Genomic DNA, 17192 nt, shown 5'->3' with positions numbered 1-17192 from the left:
CGGAGGCGCGCTCGCGCCTCCGCTCAAGGCGCATCAGGTCATGCGGCTCTTCGCGAGCGGCGGATTCGCCGCGAAATACCGCTTGATGCCCTTCATGATCGCGTTGGCCATCTTGTCGCGATACGCGTCGTCGTTGAGTCGCGCTTCCTCGTCCGGATTGCTGATGAACGCGGTTTCGACGAGGATCGACGGAATATCCGGCGCTTTCAGCACGGCGAAGCCCGCCTGCTCGACCGATCCCTTGTGCAGCTTGTTGATGCCGCCGATCTCGTTCAGCACGAAACTGCCGTAGCGCATCGAATCGCGAATCTGCGCGGTGGTCGACATGTCGAAGAGCGCGCGGCTCACGCTCGCGTCCTGCGTCTTCACGTTGATGCCGCCGACCTGATCCGACGAATTCTCCTTGGCCGCCATCCAGCGCGCCGCCGCGCTCGACGCGCCGTGCTCCGACAACGCGAACACCGACGAGCCGCGCGCCGAGGGCGTGGTGAACGCGTCCGCGTGAATCGACACGAACAGGTCCGCGCCGACGCGCTGCGCCTTCTGCACGCGCACGTTGAGCGGCACGAAGAAGTCGGCGTCGCGGGTCATCATCGCGCGCATGTTCGGCTGGGCGTCGATCTTCGCGCGCAGCTTCTTCGCGATATCGAGCGCGATGTGCTTTTCATACGTGCCGCTGCCGCCGATCGCGCCGGGATCTTCGCCGCCGTGACCCGGATCGATCGCGACGGTCAGAAGGCGCGTCGTGCCCGACCGATCCTGCTTCGGCGCGGAAAACGCGAACTGGTCGTTGTCGTCGTCGTCGTTCTTCTTCGCGATGACCGGCGGCGCGACGCGCGGCTTCGGCGCGGGCGTCGGCACGGGTATCGCCGGCTTCGGAACGGAAGGCGCGGGCGTGTCGTCCGAGAGATCGCCCTGCGCGTACTTCTGGAAAAAGTCGTCCGTCGAATCCTGCGCGAGCGGCTTTTGCGTGGTAGCCGGGCCGGAAAGCGTCGCGGGCGGCGGCGCGGACGGATTCGGATTCGCGCGGTCGAACGCTTCCTGCTTGCGCTCGGTCTGCGCGAGCAGCTCCATCAGCGGATCGGGCGCGACGGCCGGATACAGGTCGAACACGAGCCGGTACTTGTAGCTGCCGATCGGCCCGAGCGTGAACACCTGCGGCTTCACCGAACCCTTGAGATCGAACACCATCCGCACGACATGCGGCTGATATTGCCCGACGCGCACCGCCTGAATCTGCGGATCGTTCGGCGTGATCTTCGAGACGAGTTCGCGCAGCGCCTGATCGAGATCGATGCCGTTCAGATCGACGACGAGCCTGTCCGGTCCTTGAAGCAACTGGTTGCTGTTGGTGAGCGGCTGGTCCGATTCGATGGTCACGCGCGTGTAATCGCGCGCGGGCCACACGCGCACGCCGAGCACGGAACTCGCGTGCGCGAGCTTCGGCGCGACGAGCGCGAGCACGAGCGTCGATGCGCCCGCGCGCAGCACCTGGCGTCGGCGCCAGTTGTGCGGCGCGCTCGCGCTCGATTCGATCGAATGGAACGGCTTGATCAGCATCTTTCGAGACATGTCTTTCCTGTTTCGCTAAACGCCCGCGCGGTCAGCACGCGGCCTTCTTCTTCGTTCGTTTGCGTTGTTTCGTTTAGCGCGATGCCGCCGTCCGGCAGCGTCAGCGCGAAAACGAGGTCCGGCACGCCGAGCAAGCCACCCGCTTGCTGCGGCCATTCGACGAGACACAACGCGCCCCGGTCGAAATACTCGCGAAAACCGGCATCGGCCCATTCGGCCGGATCGGCGAAGCGATAGAGATCGAAGTGATACACGTCGAGCGGACCGCTTTCGGTATGCAGCGAGTACGGCTCGACGAGCGTGTAAGTCGGGCTTTTCACGCGGCCCGCATGACCGAGCGCACGCAGCGTCGCGCGCACGAGCGTGGTCTTGCCCGCGCCCAGGTCGCCGATCAACTGGACTTGCAAGCCGTGGAATGGTTCAGCCGATGCCTGCGCCCGCGTCTCGCCCAAGGCGCGCGCGAAGCGCTCACCGAACGCGAGCGTCGCGGCTTCGTCGCGCAATTCGAAGCGGCGTTCGATAAGCGCGGCGGGTGAATCGAATGTCGATGGTGCGGGGCTTTCGGGCATTGCTCGTAAAATGTCGTGATGAACCGATTGCCGGAACACTCCGATGAAGTCACGACCGCGGCGAGCGACGCCGCCGTCGAGTTGCGCGCCTTGCATCATTTGGAAAACGACGAGGCCGCGCTGGCGGAACTCGCGCAGCGCATCAAGGCGTGGGGGCGCGAGCTGGGATTCGGTGCGGTCGGTATCAGCGATATCGACCTGACGGATGCCGAGGAAGGCCTCAACAGTTGGCTTGAAGCAGGCTATCACGGCGAAATGGATTATATGGCTAAACATGGGATGAAACGCGCGAGGCCGGCCGAGCTTGTGGCCGGAACGCGACGGGTCATCACGGCGCGCATGACTTATCTTCCCGCCGCGACGCTCGCGCATTCGGGCGATGAAAGCGTCGCGACAGCGGACGGTCAGAAGAACGACTGGCGCGCGATCGAATGGAAGCGGCTCGCACAACCGGCGCAGGCGCAAGTCTCCATCTACGCGCGCGGCCGCGATTATCACAAGGTCATGCGCAACCGGCTGCAGCAACTAGCCGAGCGCATCGAGAAGGAAATCGGGCCGTTCGGGCATCGCGCGTTCACGGATTCCGCGCCCGTCCTCGAAGTGGCGCTCGCGCAAAAAGCGGGCAACGGCTGGCGCGGCAAGCACACGCTGCTGCTCGATCGCGACGCCGGTTCGCTCTTCTTTCTCGGCGAGATTTACGTCGATCTTCCGCTGCCCGTCGATCCGGCGCCCGAACACGACGGCGCGCATTGCGGCCAGTGCACGCGCTGCATCGGCGCATGTCCGACGGGCGCGATCGTCGCGCCGTATCGCGTGGACGCGCGGCGCTGCATCTCGTATCTGACCATCGAATTGCACGGCAGCATTCCGGAAGAGATGCGGCCGCTCATCGGCAATCGCGTGTACGGATGCGACGACTGCCAGCTCGTGTGTCCTTGGAACAAGTTCGCGCAGGCCGCGCCGGTCGCGGATTTCGATGTGCGTCACGGGCTGGATCGTGCGACGCTCGTCGAACTCTTCGCGTGGACCGCCGATGAATTCGACACGCGCATGCAGGGCAGCGCGATCCGGCGCATCGGGCATGAGCGATGGCTGCGCAATATCGCCGTGGCGATGGGCAACGCGTTGCGCGACGCCTCGCTCGATGCGCGCGAACGCGAGGCGATCGCTGCGTCGCTGCGGGCGCGCGCGGACGATTCGTCGGAACTCGTGCGCGAGCATGTGCGCTGGGCGCTTTCGCAAGGAAACGAGCATGAATGATCTGCCATTCGATGCGGTCATCGACGCGCCGTTCGGCCGGGTCGGCATCCGCGCCGACGACCGCTTCGTGCGCGCGATCGTCTATCTTCCGCACGACACGGCGACCGTCGATCCGGTGAAGCCGCTCGCGCAGGAAGCCGCCGCGCAAATCCGCCGCTATTTCGATGCGCCTTCGATGCGCTTCGATCTGCCGCTCGGCATCGGCGGCACCGCGTTTCAGCAGCGCGTATGGCGCGGCATCGGCGGCATCGCGGCGGGGCAGGTGTGGACGTACGGTCAGCTTGCGCGCGAGATCGGCAGCGTGCCGCGCGCGGTCGGGCAGGCGTGCGGCTCCAATCCGCTGCCGATCGTGATACCGTGCCACCGGGTCGTGGCGTCGGGCGGGATCGGCGGATTCGCGCATCATCCCGGCGACGGCTTTTTTCGTGACGTGAAGCGCTGGCTGCTGGCGCATGAAGGTGTATCCATCGGATGACGAGCGCAATCACTGAAGAACCGCAGACGCCCGAACTCGCCGCGAGCAGCGACGCGATCGATCTCTTCTGCGACGCGTTGTGGCTCGAACACGGGCTCGCCAAGAACTCGCTCGATGCGTACCGGCGCGACTTGCGGCTCTTCGCCGAATGGCTCGCGAAGACGCGCGGCGCGTCCATCGACACCGCCAGCGAAGCCGACATGAACGGCTACATGGCCGCGCGCCGCGGCGACAAGGCGACCTCCGCGAATCGAAGGCTCTCGGTGTTTCGACGCTATTACGCGTGGGCGCTACGCGAGCATCGCGCGTTAGCCGATCCCACTTTGAAGCTGCGTTCGGCCAAGCAGCCGCCGCGTTTTCCGTCGACGCTCAACGAAGCGCAAGTCGAAGCGCTGCTCGGCGCGCCGGACATCGAGACGCCGCTCGGCCTGCGCGACCGCACGATGCTCGAACTGATGTACGCGAGCGGCTTGCGCGTGACCGAACTCGTGACGCTGAAGACCGTCGAGCTGGGCTTGAACGAAGGCATCGTCCGCGTGATGGGCAAGGGCTCGAAAGAGCGCCTCGTGCCGTTCGGCGAAGAGGCGCACGGATGGATCGCGCGATACTTACGCGAATCACGGCCCGCTCTGCTCGGCCCGCGCGCCGCCGATGCGCTTTTCGTCACCGCGCGCGGCGAAGGCATGACGCGCCAACAGTTCTGGAACATCATCAAGCGTCATGCGCTGAACGGCGGCGTGCATGCGCCGCTTTCGCCGCACACGCTGCGTCACGCGTTCGCGACGCATCTGCTCAATCACGGCGCGGATCTGCGCGTCGTGCAACTGCTGCTCGGCCACTCCGACATCTCGACGACGCAGATCTACACGCACGTCGCGCGCGAGCGGCTGCAAAAGCTGCATCGCGAGCATCATCCGCGCGGATGAATTGGCGATGCGGCCGGCTCACGCCGTAGTCGCAGCGGGCGCGTAAAGCAGCAGCACGCTCGCGATCAGGAGCGTCGCGCCGGCGAGCGTGCGCAGCGACATCGCTTCGCCGAGCACGACGCCGACCAGCATGATTTCGAGAATCGTCACCGCGACCATCAGCGGATACGCGACGCTCAATTCCACGCGCTTCAACGCGAGCGCATACAGCACGAAGCCCGCGCCATACGCGCCGATCGCGCCGAGCCGGTAGATCAGCGGACGCGCCTCCATGCCGAACAGCAAGGCGCCGCTGCCGGCCGGAAGCCTGCCTGCGAGACGCAGCAGGATACTCGCGAGCGCGCTGCACGTGCCGCTCAAAAGAAGCGTGATATAGGGCATCGAGAATGAAGGTCAGATCGCGACGACCACCGTCGCCACACATAGGCAGATGACGAACAGGCTCAGGCGATTTTTGATGGCATAGACGATCGGGTCGTCGTTCATTTCGCCGCGAAACGCGAGCATCCACACGCGGCTGACCCAGTACAGCAGCAGCCCGAAGAGCACCCACAGCGCTTGCGGATGCCGATACAGAAGGCGCACGTCCGCCGAGTTCACATAGAGCGCGAGCACGACGACGGCCGCATAGCCCGACGCCGTGCCGAACGAACGAAGAATGCCCAGATCCTGCGTGACGTAGCCGCGTCCGGCGGCGGACACCTTGCCGTCGCGAAGGAGCGCGTCGAGTTCGGTGTAACGCTTGACCATCGCCAGGCTCAGGAAGATGAGCACCGAGAACATGATGAGCCAGTCGGTCAGCACGATGTCCGCCGCCACGCCGCCCGCGATGATGCGCGACGTATAAAGCGCGGCGAGCGTGAAGACGTCGATGAGCATCATGCGCTTGAGCTTGAACGAATACGCGAGCGTCGCGATGAAATAGCCGCCGAGCACGAGCTGAAAGTTCGGTTCGAGCCGCGCCGCGAGCGTTGCCGATGCGACGAGCAGCGTCACCGTCAGCGCCATGCCGAACGTGAGCGGCAGTTGCCCGGATGCGAACGGCCGGTTGCGCTTCTTCTCGTGACGGCGGTCCGAGTCGAGATCGAGCATGTCGTTGAGCAGATACACCGCCGACGCGCAGAAGCAGAACGAAAAGAACGCGATGGTTTCGGCGAGCAGCATCGCCGGATCGGTGAAGCGGTGCGACGCGAGCAGCGGCACGAAGATCAGCAGGTTCTTCACCCATTGATAGACGCGCATCTCTTTCAACGTCAGCAGGACAAGCGAACGCTTCTCTTCGAAAAAGACGATGGTTTTGTTGACCCGTTCCGCAGCCGTCGCGATATGCCGGTCGCCCACCACGATAGCCTGTCGCGCCTGCTCCCACACGGGGACATCGGCGAGCGCGTTGCCGCAATAATCGAAGCCGTGCGCGCCGAACTCCTTCGTCAGCGCGCCCGCCTTGTGACGGCCCTTGAGGTTGTGCGCCTCGTCGCTCGCGAGCACGCCCTTGAAGATGCCGAAGTGCTTCGCGATTTGTTCGGCGAACTGTCGATTCGATGCCGTGCAAAGATACAGATCGCGTCCGCGCGAACGCTGCTCGTGCAGATACGCGACGAAGCGCGCGTTGTACGGCAGCACGGACACGTCGATGGCCACGCGCCGCGCGATCTGCGCCTTAAGATACGCCTTGCCGTGCATCAGCCAGACGATGCACAGCAGCGCATAGAGCGGATTCTTCTTGACGAGCACAAGAAGCGATTCGACGAGCAGGTCGGTGGCGGTCAGCGTGCCATCGAGATCGACACAGAGCGGAACGCTTGCTTCGGACATAGCTTCCTCGACGTTGTCATTCGTCTGTCGATTGGGGTGCGGCTCGTGAATCGTTTGCGTACAGAATAGCGAGGCGACATTTCCCCGCTCTGTGCGCTAGAGCACTTCGGTTACGCACGCGCGGATGTAGCGCAATTACTTCCAGCCCGACGATATTCCCGTGCCTCGCTGTCTGCAACTGCGATGCGGGGAATCGGCGAGGCGCGCGCGATAGCGGGCGGAACGCGCAATCGCGCCGTGATCGCTCAGGCGCGACGGCGGCGCTCTATCGTCGATGGCGCTGCCGCTCGGCGTATCCGCGACTGCGCGCACGCTCGCCTGCTCGAGCACGAGCGCAATGTTCACGCAGAAGATCATGAGTACACCGACGATCAGCATGCTCAGGTTGCGCAATTCGTCGTGAAAGCCGAAGGCCATGAAAAGCGGCACGTTGATGGCGAGCGCAATCAGCACATGACGCCGCAGCGCAACGGGCAGCTTGCTCCAGCCCGAGCGCAGGAGAATGACGGCAATTGCAATCGTGATGATGTTGAAGCCTTTCGCCATGACCACGCCGTAGTTGTATTCGAAGCGCAGATAGCTCAGCGGATGAATCAGGAAATTGAGGTTCTCATACAGATTGAACGCGACGATTCCGCCACCATTGCCCGCGTATTTCATCTTGACGACGAGGTTGATCCCGCCGGCAATCGCGAGCATCACTGCTTGCAACGTCAGCGCTTTCCCGAGCGAATAGCGCACATAAAGAAACGGAAAGAGCGTTAGCGTGAAAAACAGAAACGATTCCTTGTTGAATGTGGCGATGGCCGTGAGCGGAATGAGCCACAGGACGCGGCCTCTCGCCGCGAGCCACACCGCGAGATTCATGAATAACAGCTCGGGAAAGTCATAGAAATACGCGCCGTCGGTGAGAATCAACGGAAAAATCGCGGCGAGCGCCATGGGTGCGAGCGTGCTTGCGGTGCGGTTGACCTGGAATGTCATGCAGACGGCGCGCATCGCGAACATCGCGAGAAATAGCGACGCGAACGACATGCCGAACACCATGTAATAGCGCAGCGCGTATTGCGGATTGCGCGCATCGACCGCGCTCGGATAAAACCACGTGATCGGGTGATGCGTGCGATTGTCGTCAAGCAGCACGCTGTTCACGCGCGCTTTCAGCTTCGCGGGCATCGCGTGTTCGACACTATTTGCAATGGCCGGAAGCAATTGCCTATAAACGAACGGACGCTCGATGGTGCCTTCGAGCATGGCGGGCAACGCCCATCGCGGCGTTTCATCGCGAAACTGCCATTTCGTGAAATAGCCGTTATACGACGCCGCCGCGACCACGTAGTAGATCACGACGAGCAGCATCCAGCGAACACCGCGGCGCAAGACTGGTTCGTTGACCATGACAATCTCCAGACGTTGAGTCGACAGGGCGCTTCTCGTCAGCAGGGGCGCATGGCGCGCGGCCCGAACGGCCTCGCGCATGTTCGCTGATCTAATTCGGAGCGAAGGTGGGTTACCGCACGTTTGCGCCGATTCGATGCATGCGCGACGAAAGCCTGTGGAAAGCTTTGCCTCGTTCGAAACGATGTGCAGCACTGAACGTTCATACGGTTAGACCATTCAGGACCGCAAAACGTAGTGGCTCTTTGACGCGTGTACGGACGTTCGTTCATGGCAATTCCCTCCAGGCGAACGATCGTACGATGCGCGCGCCCCGTTCGTACACTAGGCCGAACGGCCAATGGTGAGCCGCATGGCGCGCCGCTACAATGCGTCCATGTCCAAATCGAAACACGTATCCGAAACGCCCGCGACGCAGTTCCTGCGCCGTCACAAGGTGACATTCGGCGAGCATCCTTACGATTACGTCGAACACGGCGGCACCGAGGAATCCGCGCGGCAGCTTGGCGTGGACGAGCATTGCGTCGTCAAGACGCTCGTCATGGAAGACGAGCACGCGAAGCCGCTCATCGTCCTGATGCACGGCGACCGCACCGTGTCCACGAAAAATCTCGCGCGGCAGACGGGGGCGAAGCGCATCGAGCCGTGCAAGCCCGAAGTGGCGAATCGGCATTCGGGCTATCTGGTCGGCGGCACGTCGCCTTTCGGCACGAAAAAGGCCATGCCGGTGTATGTCGAATCGAGCATCCTCGAACTCGGCGCCATCTACCTGAACGGTGGGCGGCGCGGGTATCTCGTGAGCCTCGATCCGGCGGTGCTCACCGAACTGCTTCACGCAAAACCCGTGCAGTGCGCGAGCGTCGATTAGAATGCTCACCGCGTTTTTCAAGACAAAAGAGAACCCATGATTTATCTGATCGTCGCCGTCGTGTCCTATCTGATCGGCTCGATTTCGTTTGCCGTGGTCGTGAGTTCAGCCATGGGCCTGGCGGATCCGCGTTCCTACGGCTCCGGCAATCCCGGCGCGACCAACGTGCTGCGCACCGGCAACAAGCTCGCGGCGATCCTCACGCTCGTCGGCGATGCGTTCAAGGGATGGCTGCCCGTGTGGCTCGTCGGGCATTTCGGCGCGCGCTTCGGGCTGGACGCAACCGGGCTGGCGACGGTCGTCGCGCTGTCGGCCATCGCCGTGTTTCTCGGGCATCTGTACCCGGTTTTCTTCCGGTTTCAGGGCGGCAAAGGCGTGGCGACGGCGGCGGGCGTGCTGCTCGCCGTTCATCCGGCGCTCGGGCTCGCCACGCTGCTGACGTGGCTGATCATCGCGTTCTTCTTCCGCTATTCGTCGCTCGCGGCGCTCGTCGCGGCGGTGTTCGCGCCGTTCTTTCAGGTGTTCCTGTTCGGGCCGAGCCGCATCTCGCTTGCCGTGCTGGCAATGAGCGCGCTGCTCGTCTGGCGGCATCGCGCCAATATTTCCAAGCTGCTCGCCGGCAAGGAAAGCCGGATCGGCGACAAGAAAAAGCCGGCCGCCGTCGAATAAAAAAAGCCGTTCCGCAATCACGCGAAACGGCTTTTTCCTTGCAGCGCGCGAAGACGCTCAGTCGCGGAAGTTGTTGAAGTCGAGCGGCGTGTCCGTCACGTCTTTCTTGAGCATCGCGATGGTGCTTTGCAGATCGTCGCGCTTGGCGCCGGCCACGCGCACCGCGTCGCCCTGAATGCTCGCCTGCACCTTGATCTTGCTGTCCTTCACCATCTTGACGATCTTCTTCGCGAGATCGCCCGAGACGCCTTTCTTCACGGTGACGACCTGCTTCAGCTTGTCGCCGCCGATCTTCTCCTGCTTGCCGTAGTCGAGGAATCGCACGTCGACGCCGCGCTTGGCGAGCTTCGACAACAGCACGTCCTTGACTTGGCCGAGCTTGAAGTCGTCGTCGGCATAGAGCGTCAGTTCGCGCTCCTTTTGCTCGACGCGTGAATCGGAACCCTTGAAGTCGAAGCGCGTCGAGATTTCCTTGTTGGACTGCTCGATGGCGTTTTTCACTTCGATCATGTTTGCTTCGCTGACGACGTCAAACGATGGCATGTGTCTTCCCCTTCCTTGAGGCGAGCGCCCGGGAGCGGCTCGCGCAATCGCTATAATCACGGACCTGACGTCATTCTACCGACGCGCCTTGGTTTTCCCCAAGACCGCGCCCGTTCTCCTGCTTTTTCACGCGGTTTTTCATGTCCCACGCCTCCTTACTCGCGGACTATTCCCTGCGGCCGCACAACACGTTCGGCTTCGACGTGCGCGCGCGTCACGCGATGCACATCGATAGCGTCGAAGCCGCCGCCGCGCTCGCGGACGATGCGCGCATCGCCGGCATGCCGAAGCTCGTGCTCGGCGGCGGCAGCAATGTCGTGCTGACGCGCGATTTCGACGGCGTCGCGTTGATCGTCGGCATCATGGGCAAACGCGTGCTCGGCGAGGATGAAAACGCGTGGCTCGTCGAAGCCGGCGCGGGCGAGAACTGGCACGCGTTCGTCGCGTGGACGCTCGCACAGGGCATGCCGGGCCTCGAAAATCTCGCGCTCATTCCGGGCACGGTCGGCGCGGCGCCCATTCAGAACATCGGCGCGTACGGCCTCGAGATGGGCGAGCGCTTCGAGCGGCTGCACGCGGTGGAAATCGCGACGGGCGCACGCGCGGAATTCCACCGCGACGCGTGCGCGTTCGGCTACCGAGACAGCTTCTTCAAGCGGGCAGGGCGCGGGCGGTTCATGATCACGTCGGTTGTGTTCCGGCTGCCGAAAGCGTGGATGCCGCGCGCCGATTACGCCGATGTCGCCCGCGCGCTGGAAGGCGCATCCGCGTGCGACGCGCAGGCGATCTTCGACGCCGTCATCGCGGTGCGACGCGCGAAGCTGCCGGACTGGACCGTGATGGGCAACGCGGGCAGCTTCTTCAAGAATCCCGTCGTCAGCGCCGATGCGTTCGAAACGCTCAAAGCGCGGGAGCCTGGCGTCGTGTCGTATCGGCAAGCGGACGGCCAGGTCAAGCTCGCGGCAGGCTGGCTGATCGACCGTTGCGGGTGGAAAGGGCGCGGCATCGGCGGGGCGGCGGTGCACGAGCGGCAGGCGCTCGTGCTCGTGAATCGCGGCGACGCGACCGGCGCGCACGTGCTCGAACTTGCCGAAGCCATTCAGCGCGACGTGCGCGCGCGCTTCGGCGTGGAGCTGGAAGTGGAGCCGGTCTGCCTCTGACCGGCGCGAGCGCTGCGCTGCGTCAGTGATTCAGCTTGCCGAGCAGCAGATACTCCATGAGCGCCTTCTGCACGTGGAGCCGGTTTTCGGCTTCGTCCCACACCACGCTCTGCGGCCCGTCGATGACTTCCGCGCTCACTTCCTCGCCGCGATGCGCGGGCAGGCAGTGCATGAAGAGCGCGTCGGGTTGCGCGCGCGCCATCATCTCGGCATCGACGCAATAGTCCGCGAAAGCCTTCAGCCGCGCCTCGTTTTCCGCCTCGAAGCCCATGCTGGTCCACACGTCCGTCGTGACGAGATCCGCGCCCGCGCAGGCATCGTTCGGATCGTCGAATTCCTCGTAGAACGGCGCGCTATCCGCCGACACCAGCGCGCGATCCAGCTTGTAGCCTTCCGGCGTCGACAGGCGCAACTTGAATCCCAGAATCTGCGCGGCTTCGATCCACGTGTAGAGCATGTTGTTCGCGTCGCCGACCCACGCGACGGTCTTGCCGTGAATCGGCCCGCGATGCTCGTAGTACGTGAAGATGTCCGCGAGCACCTGGCACGGGTGATATTCGTTCGTCAGCCCGTTGATGACCGGCACGCGCGAATTCTCGGCAAAGCGCCGGATGATGTCCTGCCCGAACGTGCGGATCATGATGATGTCCACCATGCGCGAAATGACCTGCGCCGCGTCCTCGATCGGCTCGCCGCGTCCGAGCTGCGTGTCGCGCGTGCTCATGAACACCGCGTGGCCGCCGAGCTGGAAGATGCCCGCTTCGAACGAAAGGCGCGTGCGCGTCGAGTTCTTCTCGAAGATCATCGCGAGCGTGCGGTCGTGCAGCGGATGGTACGTCTCGTAATTCTTGAACTTGCGCTTCAGGATGCGGGCGCGTTCGAGCACGTACTCGTAATCGTCGAGCGAAAAATCCTTGAACTGAAGATAGTGGCGAATTTTCTTGGCGGTCATGAAAACGCAAGCGGCGGCTTCGAACCGGCTGCGCGACTCGCGAGGAGCCTCGCCAGACCGGGCGCCGCCGCCGTCGGAGTGGGTATCGCGTTCGAGCATAAAGGATTTTGCGAACTTTGACGAGGCTGGCCGAAAGGCCGATACCCGTTCGGGAGGCCCGGCGCGCGGCCCTGTCAGACGCTTGCGCTGGCGGCCGTCCGCTCGTGTGCGCTGCGGAAAAGAGGGGGCTGCGGTATAATCGCTGCCGCTTGTCTCAACAACTCTGCAACACTCAGTAACGCTCAGCACCGTTTCACGCGCTAGGTCGGCGAAGCTCGCAAGAGTCCGCTCGGCGTTCTTTTGCGCATGCGAATCCGCCGTGCTGCCGAGTCCGCCATTAAGTCGCGGGCATGTGCGGTCTTCTCCGGACCGTTTCACGAAGCATCGCCCGGCGCCGTTGCGTGCCGGCCGGCGTGAATCCCGCGTCGAGCGTGTGCATTCGCCGGTGCCGCCACCGGCCGACAAAAGGTATCGCTACATGGCTGAATCATCCCCGACCCAGTACTTCATTCAAGGCATTACCAAGAGCGGGAGAAAGTTTCGGCCGAGCGACTGGTCGGAGCGCCTGTGCGGTGTCATGTCGGCGTACGGTCCGAGGGCGAAAGGGCCGAATGCGCGTCTGCAATATTCCATCTACGTGCGGCCCACGATGATCGACGACATCAAGGTCGTGATCCTCGATGCCCGCCTGCGCGATATCGAGCCGATGGCGTTCGATTTCGTGCTGAATTTCGCGAAGGACAACGACCTCCTCGTGACCGAGGCGTGCGAGTTGCCGCCGCATCACGGCACGCAGACGCAGACGCAGGCGCAGACGCAAGCACAACCGCAACCGCAAGCCCAACCCGAGCCGCAAGCCCAGCCGAAAGACTGATCCGCGCTCCGGAGCCGGACGCAAAAAAGCCCGCGAGAAGCGGGCTTTTTTGTTACTGCGCAGCGGAAACAGGAAGCCGTTCCGGCGAAAGCCTCGCGAACGAGGCCTGGCGCCGGACGCGAGCCGGAATTACTGGGCTGCGGGAGCCTGCAGACCCTTGATGGCTGCAGCCAGGCGGCTCTTGTGACGAGCGGCCTTGTTCTTGTGGACGATCTTCTTGTCCGCGATGATGTCCATCGTCTTGACGGACGACTTGAACACTTCGGCAGCCTTGGCCTGATCGCCGGCATCGATTGCCTTGCGAACTGCCTTGATGGCCGTGCGGAACTTCGAGCGCAGCGCCGAGTTGTGCGAGTTGGCTTTGGCGGCCTGACGGGCGCGCTTGCGAGCTTGTGCGGTATTTGCCATGACGGTTCCTTGTCCTGTTTCTGCTGTTACTTGTCGGAGCGGCCTTCACGCGGTGCCCGGCGGGGCCGGAAGCGGTGAACGGTGCGCGCTGCCTTGATCTGAAATCCGGGGAACGATTGCCCCGGAACGTTTAAGCGGTACTGCCACGATACCTGTAAGACCCGCAGCAGCAGGCTGCGCAATGCCATTTGGTACGTTTGGTACGTGCGTTCGGCGTAACTGCGCCGAAACGGAGCTTCGAAACCCGCGATTATAGCAAGCGACTACACGATGTGACAAGCGCGCGGTTTCGTCGGGGCGGCGTCGCCATGTCGCGACGGATTTGGTGCAATCCGTCATTCTCGCGGATCCACACGCCAGCGTAACGGAGCCGGGCCACACGCCGCCCGTATAATAAGCGCCCCATGAATCTATTCCGAGCCCTCCTGACGGTCAGCGGCTTCACGCTGCTGTCGCGCGTGACCGGCCTGATCCGCGAAACGCTGATCGCCCGAGCCTTCGGCGCCAGTCTCTACACCGACGCGTTCTATGTCGCGTTCCGTATTCCGAACCTGCTGCGGCGCCTGTCCGCGGAAGGCGCGTTCGCGCAGGCGTTCGTGCCGATCCTCGCCGAGTTCAAGAACAGCAAGGGCCATGATCCGACCAAGGCGCTCGTCGACGCCATGTCCACCGTGCTCACCTGGGGCCTCGTCGTGCTGTCGCTCGTCGGCATGGCGGGCGCGAGCTGGGTCGTGTTCGCGGTCGCGTCGGGGCTGAAGCACGACGGCGGGGCGTATCCGCTCGCCGTCGAGATGACGCGGATCATGTTTCCGTACATCGTCTTTATTTCGATGACCACGCTCGCCTCCGGCGTGCTCAACACGTACAAGCAGTTCTCGCTGCCCGCGTTCGCGCCCGTGCTGCTCAACGTGGCGTTCATCTTCGCGGCGGTGTTCGTCGCGCCGCATCTCAAGATTCCCGTCTACGCGCTCGCTTACGCGGTGATCGCGGGCGGCGTGCTGCAATTGCTCGTGCAACTGCCCGGCCTCAAGAAGATCGACATGATGCCGCACGTGGGCTTCAACTTCCGCCGCGCGCTCGCGCATCCCGGCGTGAAGCGCGTGCTCGCGAAGATGGTGCCCGCGACGTTCGCGGTGTCGGTGGGACAGCTGAGCCTCATCATCAACACGAATATCGCGTCGAATATCGGGCAGGGCGCGGTATCGTGGATCAACTATGCCGACCGGTTGATGGAATTCCCCACGGCACTGCTCGGCGCGGCGCTCGGCACCATCCTGCTGCCGAGCCTGTCGAAAGCGCACGTCGATGCCGACGCCGTCGAATATTCCGCGCTGCTCGACTGGGGCTTGCGCATCACGTTCCTGCTCGCCGCGCCGAGCGCCGTCGCGCTGTTCTTCTTCGCGCAGCCGCTCACGGCGACGCTTTTCCACTACGGCAAGTTCGACGGCCATTCGGTCGTGATGGTCGGCCGCGCGCTGTCGGCGTACGGAATCGGGCTGATCGGGCTGATTCTGATCAAGATTCTCGCGCCCGGCTTCTACGCGAAGCAGGACATCAAGACGCCGGTGAAGATCGCGATCGGCGTGCTGATCATGACGCAGGTGAGCAATTACATCTTCGTGCCGATCTTCTCGCACGCGGGACTCACGCTGTCGATCGGTCTCGGCGCGCTCGCCAACGCGTTCCTGTTGTTCGTCGGCCTGCGCCGCCGCCAGATCTACCGGCCGTCGCCCGGCTGGCTGCGCTTTTTCGTGCAGTTGACCGGCGCGTGCCTCGTGCTCGCGGGCGCGATGCACTGGGTATCGGCGAACNTCGACTGGATCGGCATGCGCGCGACGCCGTTCGCACGAATCATGCTGCTCGGAGCGAGCCTGGTTCTGTTCGCGGCGCTATATTTCGGTATTCTGTCGGCGATGGGCTTCAAGTACGCCTATTTCAAGAGACGCACGCTTTGATGACGACGACGCGCATCCTCGACTACTTCTCCTCGCTGATGGCGGACGACGAAAGTCTGCCGCTGACGGAGGCCGCCTTGTCGCTGGCGCAGGACGCCTATCCTGACCTCGACATGCAGGCGGTGCTCGCGGAGATGGACGAGCTCGTGGTGCGCGCCCGCCGCCGCATGCCCGACGACGCCGACGTCAAGCAAAAGGTCGATGCGCTCAATCGCTATTTCTTCCGCGAACTCGGTTTTTCGAGCAATCTCAACGATTACTACGATCCCGACAACAGTCATCTGAACGCGGTGCTGCGCCGCCGTCGCGGCATCCCGATTTCGCTTGCCGTGATCTATCTGGAAATGGCCGAGCAGCTTGGGCTGCCGGTGCGCGGCGTGTCGTTTCCGGGGCATTTCCTGCTGCGCGTGACCACGCCGGAAAGCGACCTCATGCTCGATCCGACGACCGGCCAGACGCTTTCCGAAGCGCAAATGGTCGAGATGCTGGAGCCGTATGTGCAGCGCGCGGGCGAATCCATCGGCAGCGCGTTGCGCGTGCTGTTGCAGCCGGCGACGCGCCGCGAAATCGTCGCGCGGATGCTGCGCAATCTGAAGAGCATCTACTTGCAGACCGAGCGCTGGCAGCGGCTGCTCGCCGTGCAGCAGCGGCTCGTGATCGTGCTGCCGGGAAGCATCGAGGAAGTGCGCGATCGCGGTTTCGCGTACGCGCGGCTCGATTATCTGCGGCCGGCGCTCGAAGACCTCGAACGCTATCTCGAAGACCGGCCCGATGCGGAAGACGCGACCGTCGTCGAATCCGAACTGTACGAGCTTCGGCAGCGCGCGCAGCATAACGACGACTGAGCGCGCCACTTCATTTCAAATCACTTCGGCTGAAGCCGGATCGCGCCGTCCAGACGGATCACTTCGCCGTTCAGCATCGGATTGTCGAAGATCTGCTTGACGAGCATCGCGTATTCGTCCGGCTTGCCGAGGCGCGGCGGGAACGGAACCATGGCGCCGAGCGCGTCCTGCACGTCCTGCGGCATGCCGAGCAGCATCGGCGTTTCGAAGAGACCGGGCGCGATGGTCATCACGCGAATGCCGTTTCTCGACAAATCACGCGCGATCGGCAGCGTCATGCCGGCGACGCCGCTCTTCGACGCCGCGTACGCCGCCTGGCCGATCTGCCCGTCGTACGCCGCCACCGACGCCGTGCTCACGATCACGCCGCGCTCGCCCGCGCCGTTCGGCTCGTTCTTCGACATCACGTTCGCCGCGAGCCGGATCATGTTGAACGTGCCGATCAGATTCACCGCGACGACCTTGCTGAAAAGATCGAGCGGGTGAGGGCCGTCGCGCCCGACCGTCTTCGATGCCGGCGCGATGCCCGCGCAGTTCACGAGCCCGCGCAGCGTGCCGAGCTTCGTCGCGGCATCGACGGCGCGTTGCGCGTCGCTTTCCTGGCTCACGTCGCATTTCACGAATTCGCCGGACAGCTCGCGCGCGAGCGCGGCGCCCGCTTCCTCGTTCATGTCTGCGATCACGACCTTGCCGCCGTTCGCCGCGACGAGCCGCGCGGTCGCCGCGCCCAAACCCGATGCGCCGCCGGTGATCAGCACGACGTTGTCCTTCATCTCCATGTCTCGTCTCCTTGTGGGTAGATAGATGCCTTCTCGCGAGTCTCGCTGATTGTAGTCAGGCGATTGCCCGCTAAACGGCCAAAAA

The 17192-nt window shown here is 63.7% G+C and carries 17 protein-coding genes and 1 pseudogene; 9 read left to right on the top strand and 9 right to left on the bottom strand.

The features are described from left to right. Positions 1-33 precede the first annotated feature (33 nt). Both NCR39_RS10855 and tsaE read right to left on the bottom strand, forming a co-directional pair. The gene (locus NCR39_RS10855; protein WP_250452197.1) at positions 34-1572 is read right to left on the bottom strand and encodes an N-acetylmuramoyl-L-alanine amidase; all 1539 of its coding nucleotides are present in this window, start codon (positions 1570-1572) and stop codon (positions 34-36) included. Next, positions 1554-2141 carry a tRNA (adenosine(37)-N6)-threonylcarbamoyltransferase complex ATPase subunit type 1 TsaE gene (gene tsaE, locus NCR39_RS10850; protein ID WP_250452196.1) on the bottom strand — a complete coding sequence of 196 codons (588 nt, stop codon included), beginning with the start codon at positions 2139-2141 and terminating at the stop codon, positions 1554-1556. Before tsaE ends, NCR39_RS10855 begins: the two co-directional genes overlap by 19 nt. Before the next feature lie 18 nt (positions 2142-2159). Here tsaE and queG point away from each other — a divergent pair, with 18 nt between their 5' ends. From queG to xerD, 3 genes are read left to right on the top strand one after another with little or no spacing between them, the layout of a single operon-like run. Then, positions 2160-3401 carry a tRNA epoxyqueuosine(34) reductase QueG gene (queG, locus tag NCR39_RS10845; protein ID WP_250452195.1) on the top strand — a complete coding sequence of 414 codons (1242 nt, stop codon included), beginning with the start codon at positions 2160-2162 and terminating at the stop codon, positions 3399-3401. After that, positions 3394-3876 carry a methylated-DNA--[protein]-cysteine S-methyltransferase gene (locus NCR39_RS10840; protein ID WP_250452194.1) on the top strand — a complete coding sequence of 161 codons (483 nt, stop codon included), beginning with the start codon at positions 3394-3396 and terminating at the stop codon, positions 3874-3876. The genes queG and NCR39_RS10840 overlap by 8 nt, the downstream gene beginning before the upstream one ends. Further along, on the top strand, positions 3873-4802 hold the full coding sequence (gene xerD, locus NCR39_RS10835) for a site-specific tyrosine recombinase XerD (protein ID WP_250452193.1): 930 nt from the start codon (positions 3873-3875) through the stop codon (positions 4800-4802). The genes NCR39_RS10840 and xerD overlap by 4 nt, the downstream gene beginning before the upstream one ends. 18 nt (positions 4803-4820) lie before the next feature. Here xerD and NCR39_RS10830 read toward each other — a convergent pair whose 3' ends face one another. The 3 genes from NCR39_RS10830 to NCR39_RS10820 all read right to left on the bottom strand — a co-directional run bounded on the left by NCR39_RS10830 (position 4821) and on the right by NCR39_RS10820 (position 8015). Beyond that, positions 4821-5183: an SMR family transporter gene (locus tag NCR39_RS10830; protein WP_250452192.1), complete on the bottom strand. Its 363-nt coding sequence runs from the start codon at positions 5181-5183 to the stop codon at positions 4821-4823. Between the two features lie 12 nt (positions 5184-5195). After that, complete coding sequence (locus NCR39_RS10825) at positions 5196-6617, bottom strand: UbiA family prenyltransferase (protein ID WP_250452191.1); 1422 nt, start codon at positions 6615-6617, stop codon at positions 5196-5198. Positions 6618-6752: 135 nt separating this feature from the next. After that, positions 6753-8015, bottom strand: a complete 1263-nt coding sequence (locus NCR39_RS10820; protein ID WP_250452190.1) for a hypothetical protein — start codon at positions 8013-8015, stop codon at positions 6753-6755. 376 nt (positions 8016-8391) lie between these two features. Here NCR39_RS10820 and ybaK point away from each other — a divergent pair, with 376 nt between their 5' ends. Next, positions 8392-8883 carry a Cys-tRNA(Pro) deacylase gene (gene ybaK / locus NCR39_RS10815; RefSeq protein ID WP_250452189.1) on the top strand — a complete coding sequence of 164 codons (492 nt, stop codon included), beginning with the start codon at positions 8392-8394 and terminating at the stop codon, positions 8881-8883. Positions 8884-8919: 36 nt separating this feature from the next. After that, entirely contained in the window at positions 8920-9552 is a 633-nt protein-coding gene (plsY, locus tag NCR39_RS10810; RefSeq protein WP_250452188.1) for a glycerol-3-phosphate 1-O-acyltransferase PlsY, read from the top strand. A gap of 57 nt (positions 9553-9609) precedes the next feature. Here plsY and NCR39_RS10805 read toward each other — a convergent pair whose 3' ends face one another. Beyond that, positions 9610-10095 carry a YajQ family cyclic di-GMP-binding protein gene (locus NCR39_RS10805; RefSeq protein WP_250452187.1) on the bottom strand — a complete coding sequence of 162 codons (486 nt, stop codon included), beginning with the start codon at positions 10093-10095 and terminating at the stop codon, positions 9610-9612. 140 nt (positions 10096-10235) lie between these two features. Between NCR39_RS10805 and murB the strand changes: the two genes are divergently transcribed. Then, positions 10236-11255 (top strand): UDP-N-acetylmuramate dehydrogenase, encoded by a 1020-nt coding sequence (gene murB / locus NCR39_RS10800; protein ID WP_250452186.1) that lies wholly within the window; start codon positions 10236-10238, stop codon positions 11253-11255. A gap of 22 nt (positions 11256-11277) precedes the next feature. On the opposite strand, the gene argF is transcribed toward murB, so the two are convergent. Next, positions 11278-12207 (bottom strand): ornithine carbamoyltransferase, encoded by a 930-nt coding sequence (gene argF, locus NCR39_RS10795; RefSeq protein WP_250452185.1) that lies wholly within the window; start codon positions 12205-12207, stop codon positions 11278-11280. 517 nt (positions 12208-12724) lie between these two features. Between argF and NCR39_RS10790 the strand changes: the two are divergent. Further along, positions 12725-13042 (top strand): annotated as a pseudogene (locus tag NCR39_RS10790) (DUF3579 domain-containing protein); the annotation flags it as partial. A gap of 207 nt (positions 13043-13249) precedes the next feature. Here the strand turns inward: NCR39_RS10790 and rpsT are convergent. After that, positions 13250-13528, bottom strand: coding sequence for a 30S ribosomal protein S20 (rpsT, locus tag NCR39_RS10785; RefSeq protein ID WP_040051112.1), 279 nt, complete (start codon positions 13526-13528; stop codon positions 13250-13252). A gap of 404 nt (positions 13529-13932) precedes the next feature. Here rpsT and murJ point away from each other — a divergent pair, with 404 nt between their 5' ends. Together murJ and NCR39_RS10775 are read left to right on the top strand one after the other, a co-directional pair. Beyond that, a complete protein-coding gene (gene murJ / locus NCR39_RS10780; protein ID WP_250452184.1) occupies positions 13933-15483 on the top strand; it encodes a murein biosynthesis integral membrane protein MurJ in 1551 nt (516 codons plus the stop codon). Beyond that, a complete protein-coding gene (locus NCR39_RS10775; RefSeq protein ID WP_250452183.1) occupies positions 15483-16328 on the top strand; it encodes a SirB1 family protein in 846 nt (281 codons plus the stop codon). Before murJ ends, NCR39_RS10775 begins: the two co-directional genes overlap by 1 nt. Before the next feature lie 20 nt (positions 16329-16348). On the opposite strand, the gene NCR39_RS10770 is transcribed toward NCR39_RS10775, so the two are convergent. Beyond that, positions 16349-17107: a 3-hydroxyacyl-CoA dehydrogenase gene (locus NCR39_RS10770; protein ID WP_250452182.1), complete on the bottom strand. Its 759-nt coding sequence runs from the start codon at positions 17105-17107 to the stop codon at positions 16349-16351. Positions 17108-17192 lie beyond the last annotated feature (85 nt).

The organism is Caballeronia sp. ATUFL_M2_KS44 (genome assembly GCF_023630965.1).
In the GTDB taxonomy this organism is placed as follows: Bacteria; Pseudomonadota; Gammaproteobacteria; order Burkholderiales; family Burkholderiaceae; genus Caballeronia; species Caballeronia concitans.
This window is presented reverse-complemented; position numbering and strand designations above follow the sequence as displayed.

Bases quoted from the DNA above. Each gene is read 5' to 3' on its own strand.
- NCR39_RS10855 (WP_250452197.1), bottom strand. From the start codon at position 1,572: ATGTCTCGAAAGATGCTGATCAAGCCGTTCCATTCGATCGAATCGAGC.
- tsaE (WP_250452196.1), bottom strand. From the start codon at position 2,141: ATGCCCGAAAGCCCCGCACCATCGACATTCGATTCACCCGCCGCGCTT.
- queG (WP_250452195.1), top strand. From the start codon at position 2,160: ATGAACCGATTGCCGGAACACTCCGATGAAGTCACGACCGCGGCGAGC.
- NCR39_RS10840 (WP_250452194.1), top strand. From the start codon at position 3,394: ATGAATGATCTGCCATTCGATGCGGTCATCGACGCGCCGTTCGGCCGG.
- xerD (WP_250452193.1), top strand. From the start codon at position 3,873: ATGACGAGCGCAATCACTGAAGAACCGCAGACGCCCGAACTCGCCGCG.
- NCR39_RS10830 (WP_250452192.1), bottom strand. From the start codon at position 5,183: ATGCCCTATATCACGCTTCTTTTGAGCGGCACGTGCAGCGCGCTCGCG.
- NCR39_RS10825 (WP_250452191.1), bottom strand. From the start codon at position 6,617: ATGTCCGAAGCAAGCGTTCCGCTCTGTGTCGATCTCGATGGCACGCTG.
- NCR39_RS10820 (WP_250452190.1), bottom strand. From the start codon at position 8,015: ATGGTCAACGAACCAGTCTTGCGCCGCGGTGTTCGCTGGATGCTGCTC.
- ybaK (WP_250452189.1), top strand. From the start codon at position 8,392: ATGTCCAAATCGAAACACGTATCCGAAACGCCCGCGACGCAGTTCCTG.
- plsY (WP_250452188.1), top strand. From the start codon at position 8,920: ATGATTTATCTGATCGTCGCCGTCGTGTCCTATCTGATCGGCTCGATT.
- NCR39_RS10805 (WP_250452187.1), bottom strand. From the start codon at position 10,095: ATGCCATCGTTTGACGTCGTCAGCGAAGCAAACATGATCGAAGTGAAA.
- murB (WP_250452186.1), top strand. From the start codon at position 10,236: ATGTCCCACGCCTCCTTACTCGCGGACTATTCCCTGCGGCCGCACAAC.
- argF (WP_250452185.1), bottom strand. From the start codon at position 12,207: ATGACCGCCAAGAAAATTCGCCACTATCTTCAGTTCAAGGATTTTTCG.
- rpsT (WP_040051112.1), bottom strand. From the start codon at position 13,528: ATGGCAAATACCGCACAAGCTCGCAAGCGCGCCCGTCAGGCCGCCAAA.
- NCR39_RS10775 (WP_250452183.1), top strand. From the start codon at position 15,483: ATGACGACGACGCGCATCCTCGACTACTTCTCCTCGCTGATGGCGGAC.
- NCR39_RS10770 (WP_250452182.1), bottom strand. From the start codon at position 17,107: ATGGAGATGAAGGACAACGTCGTGCTGATCACCGGCGGCGCATCGGGT.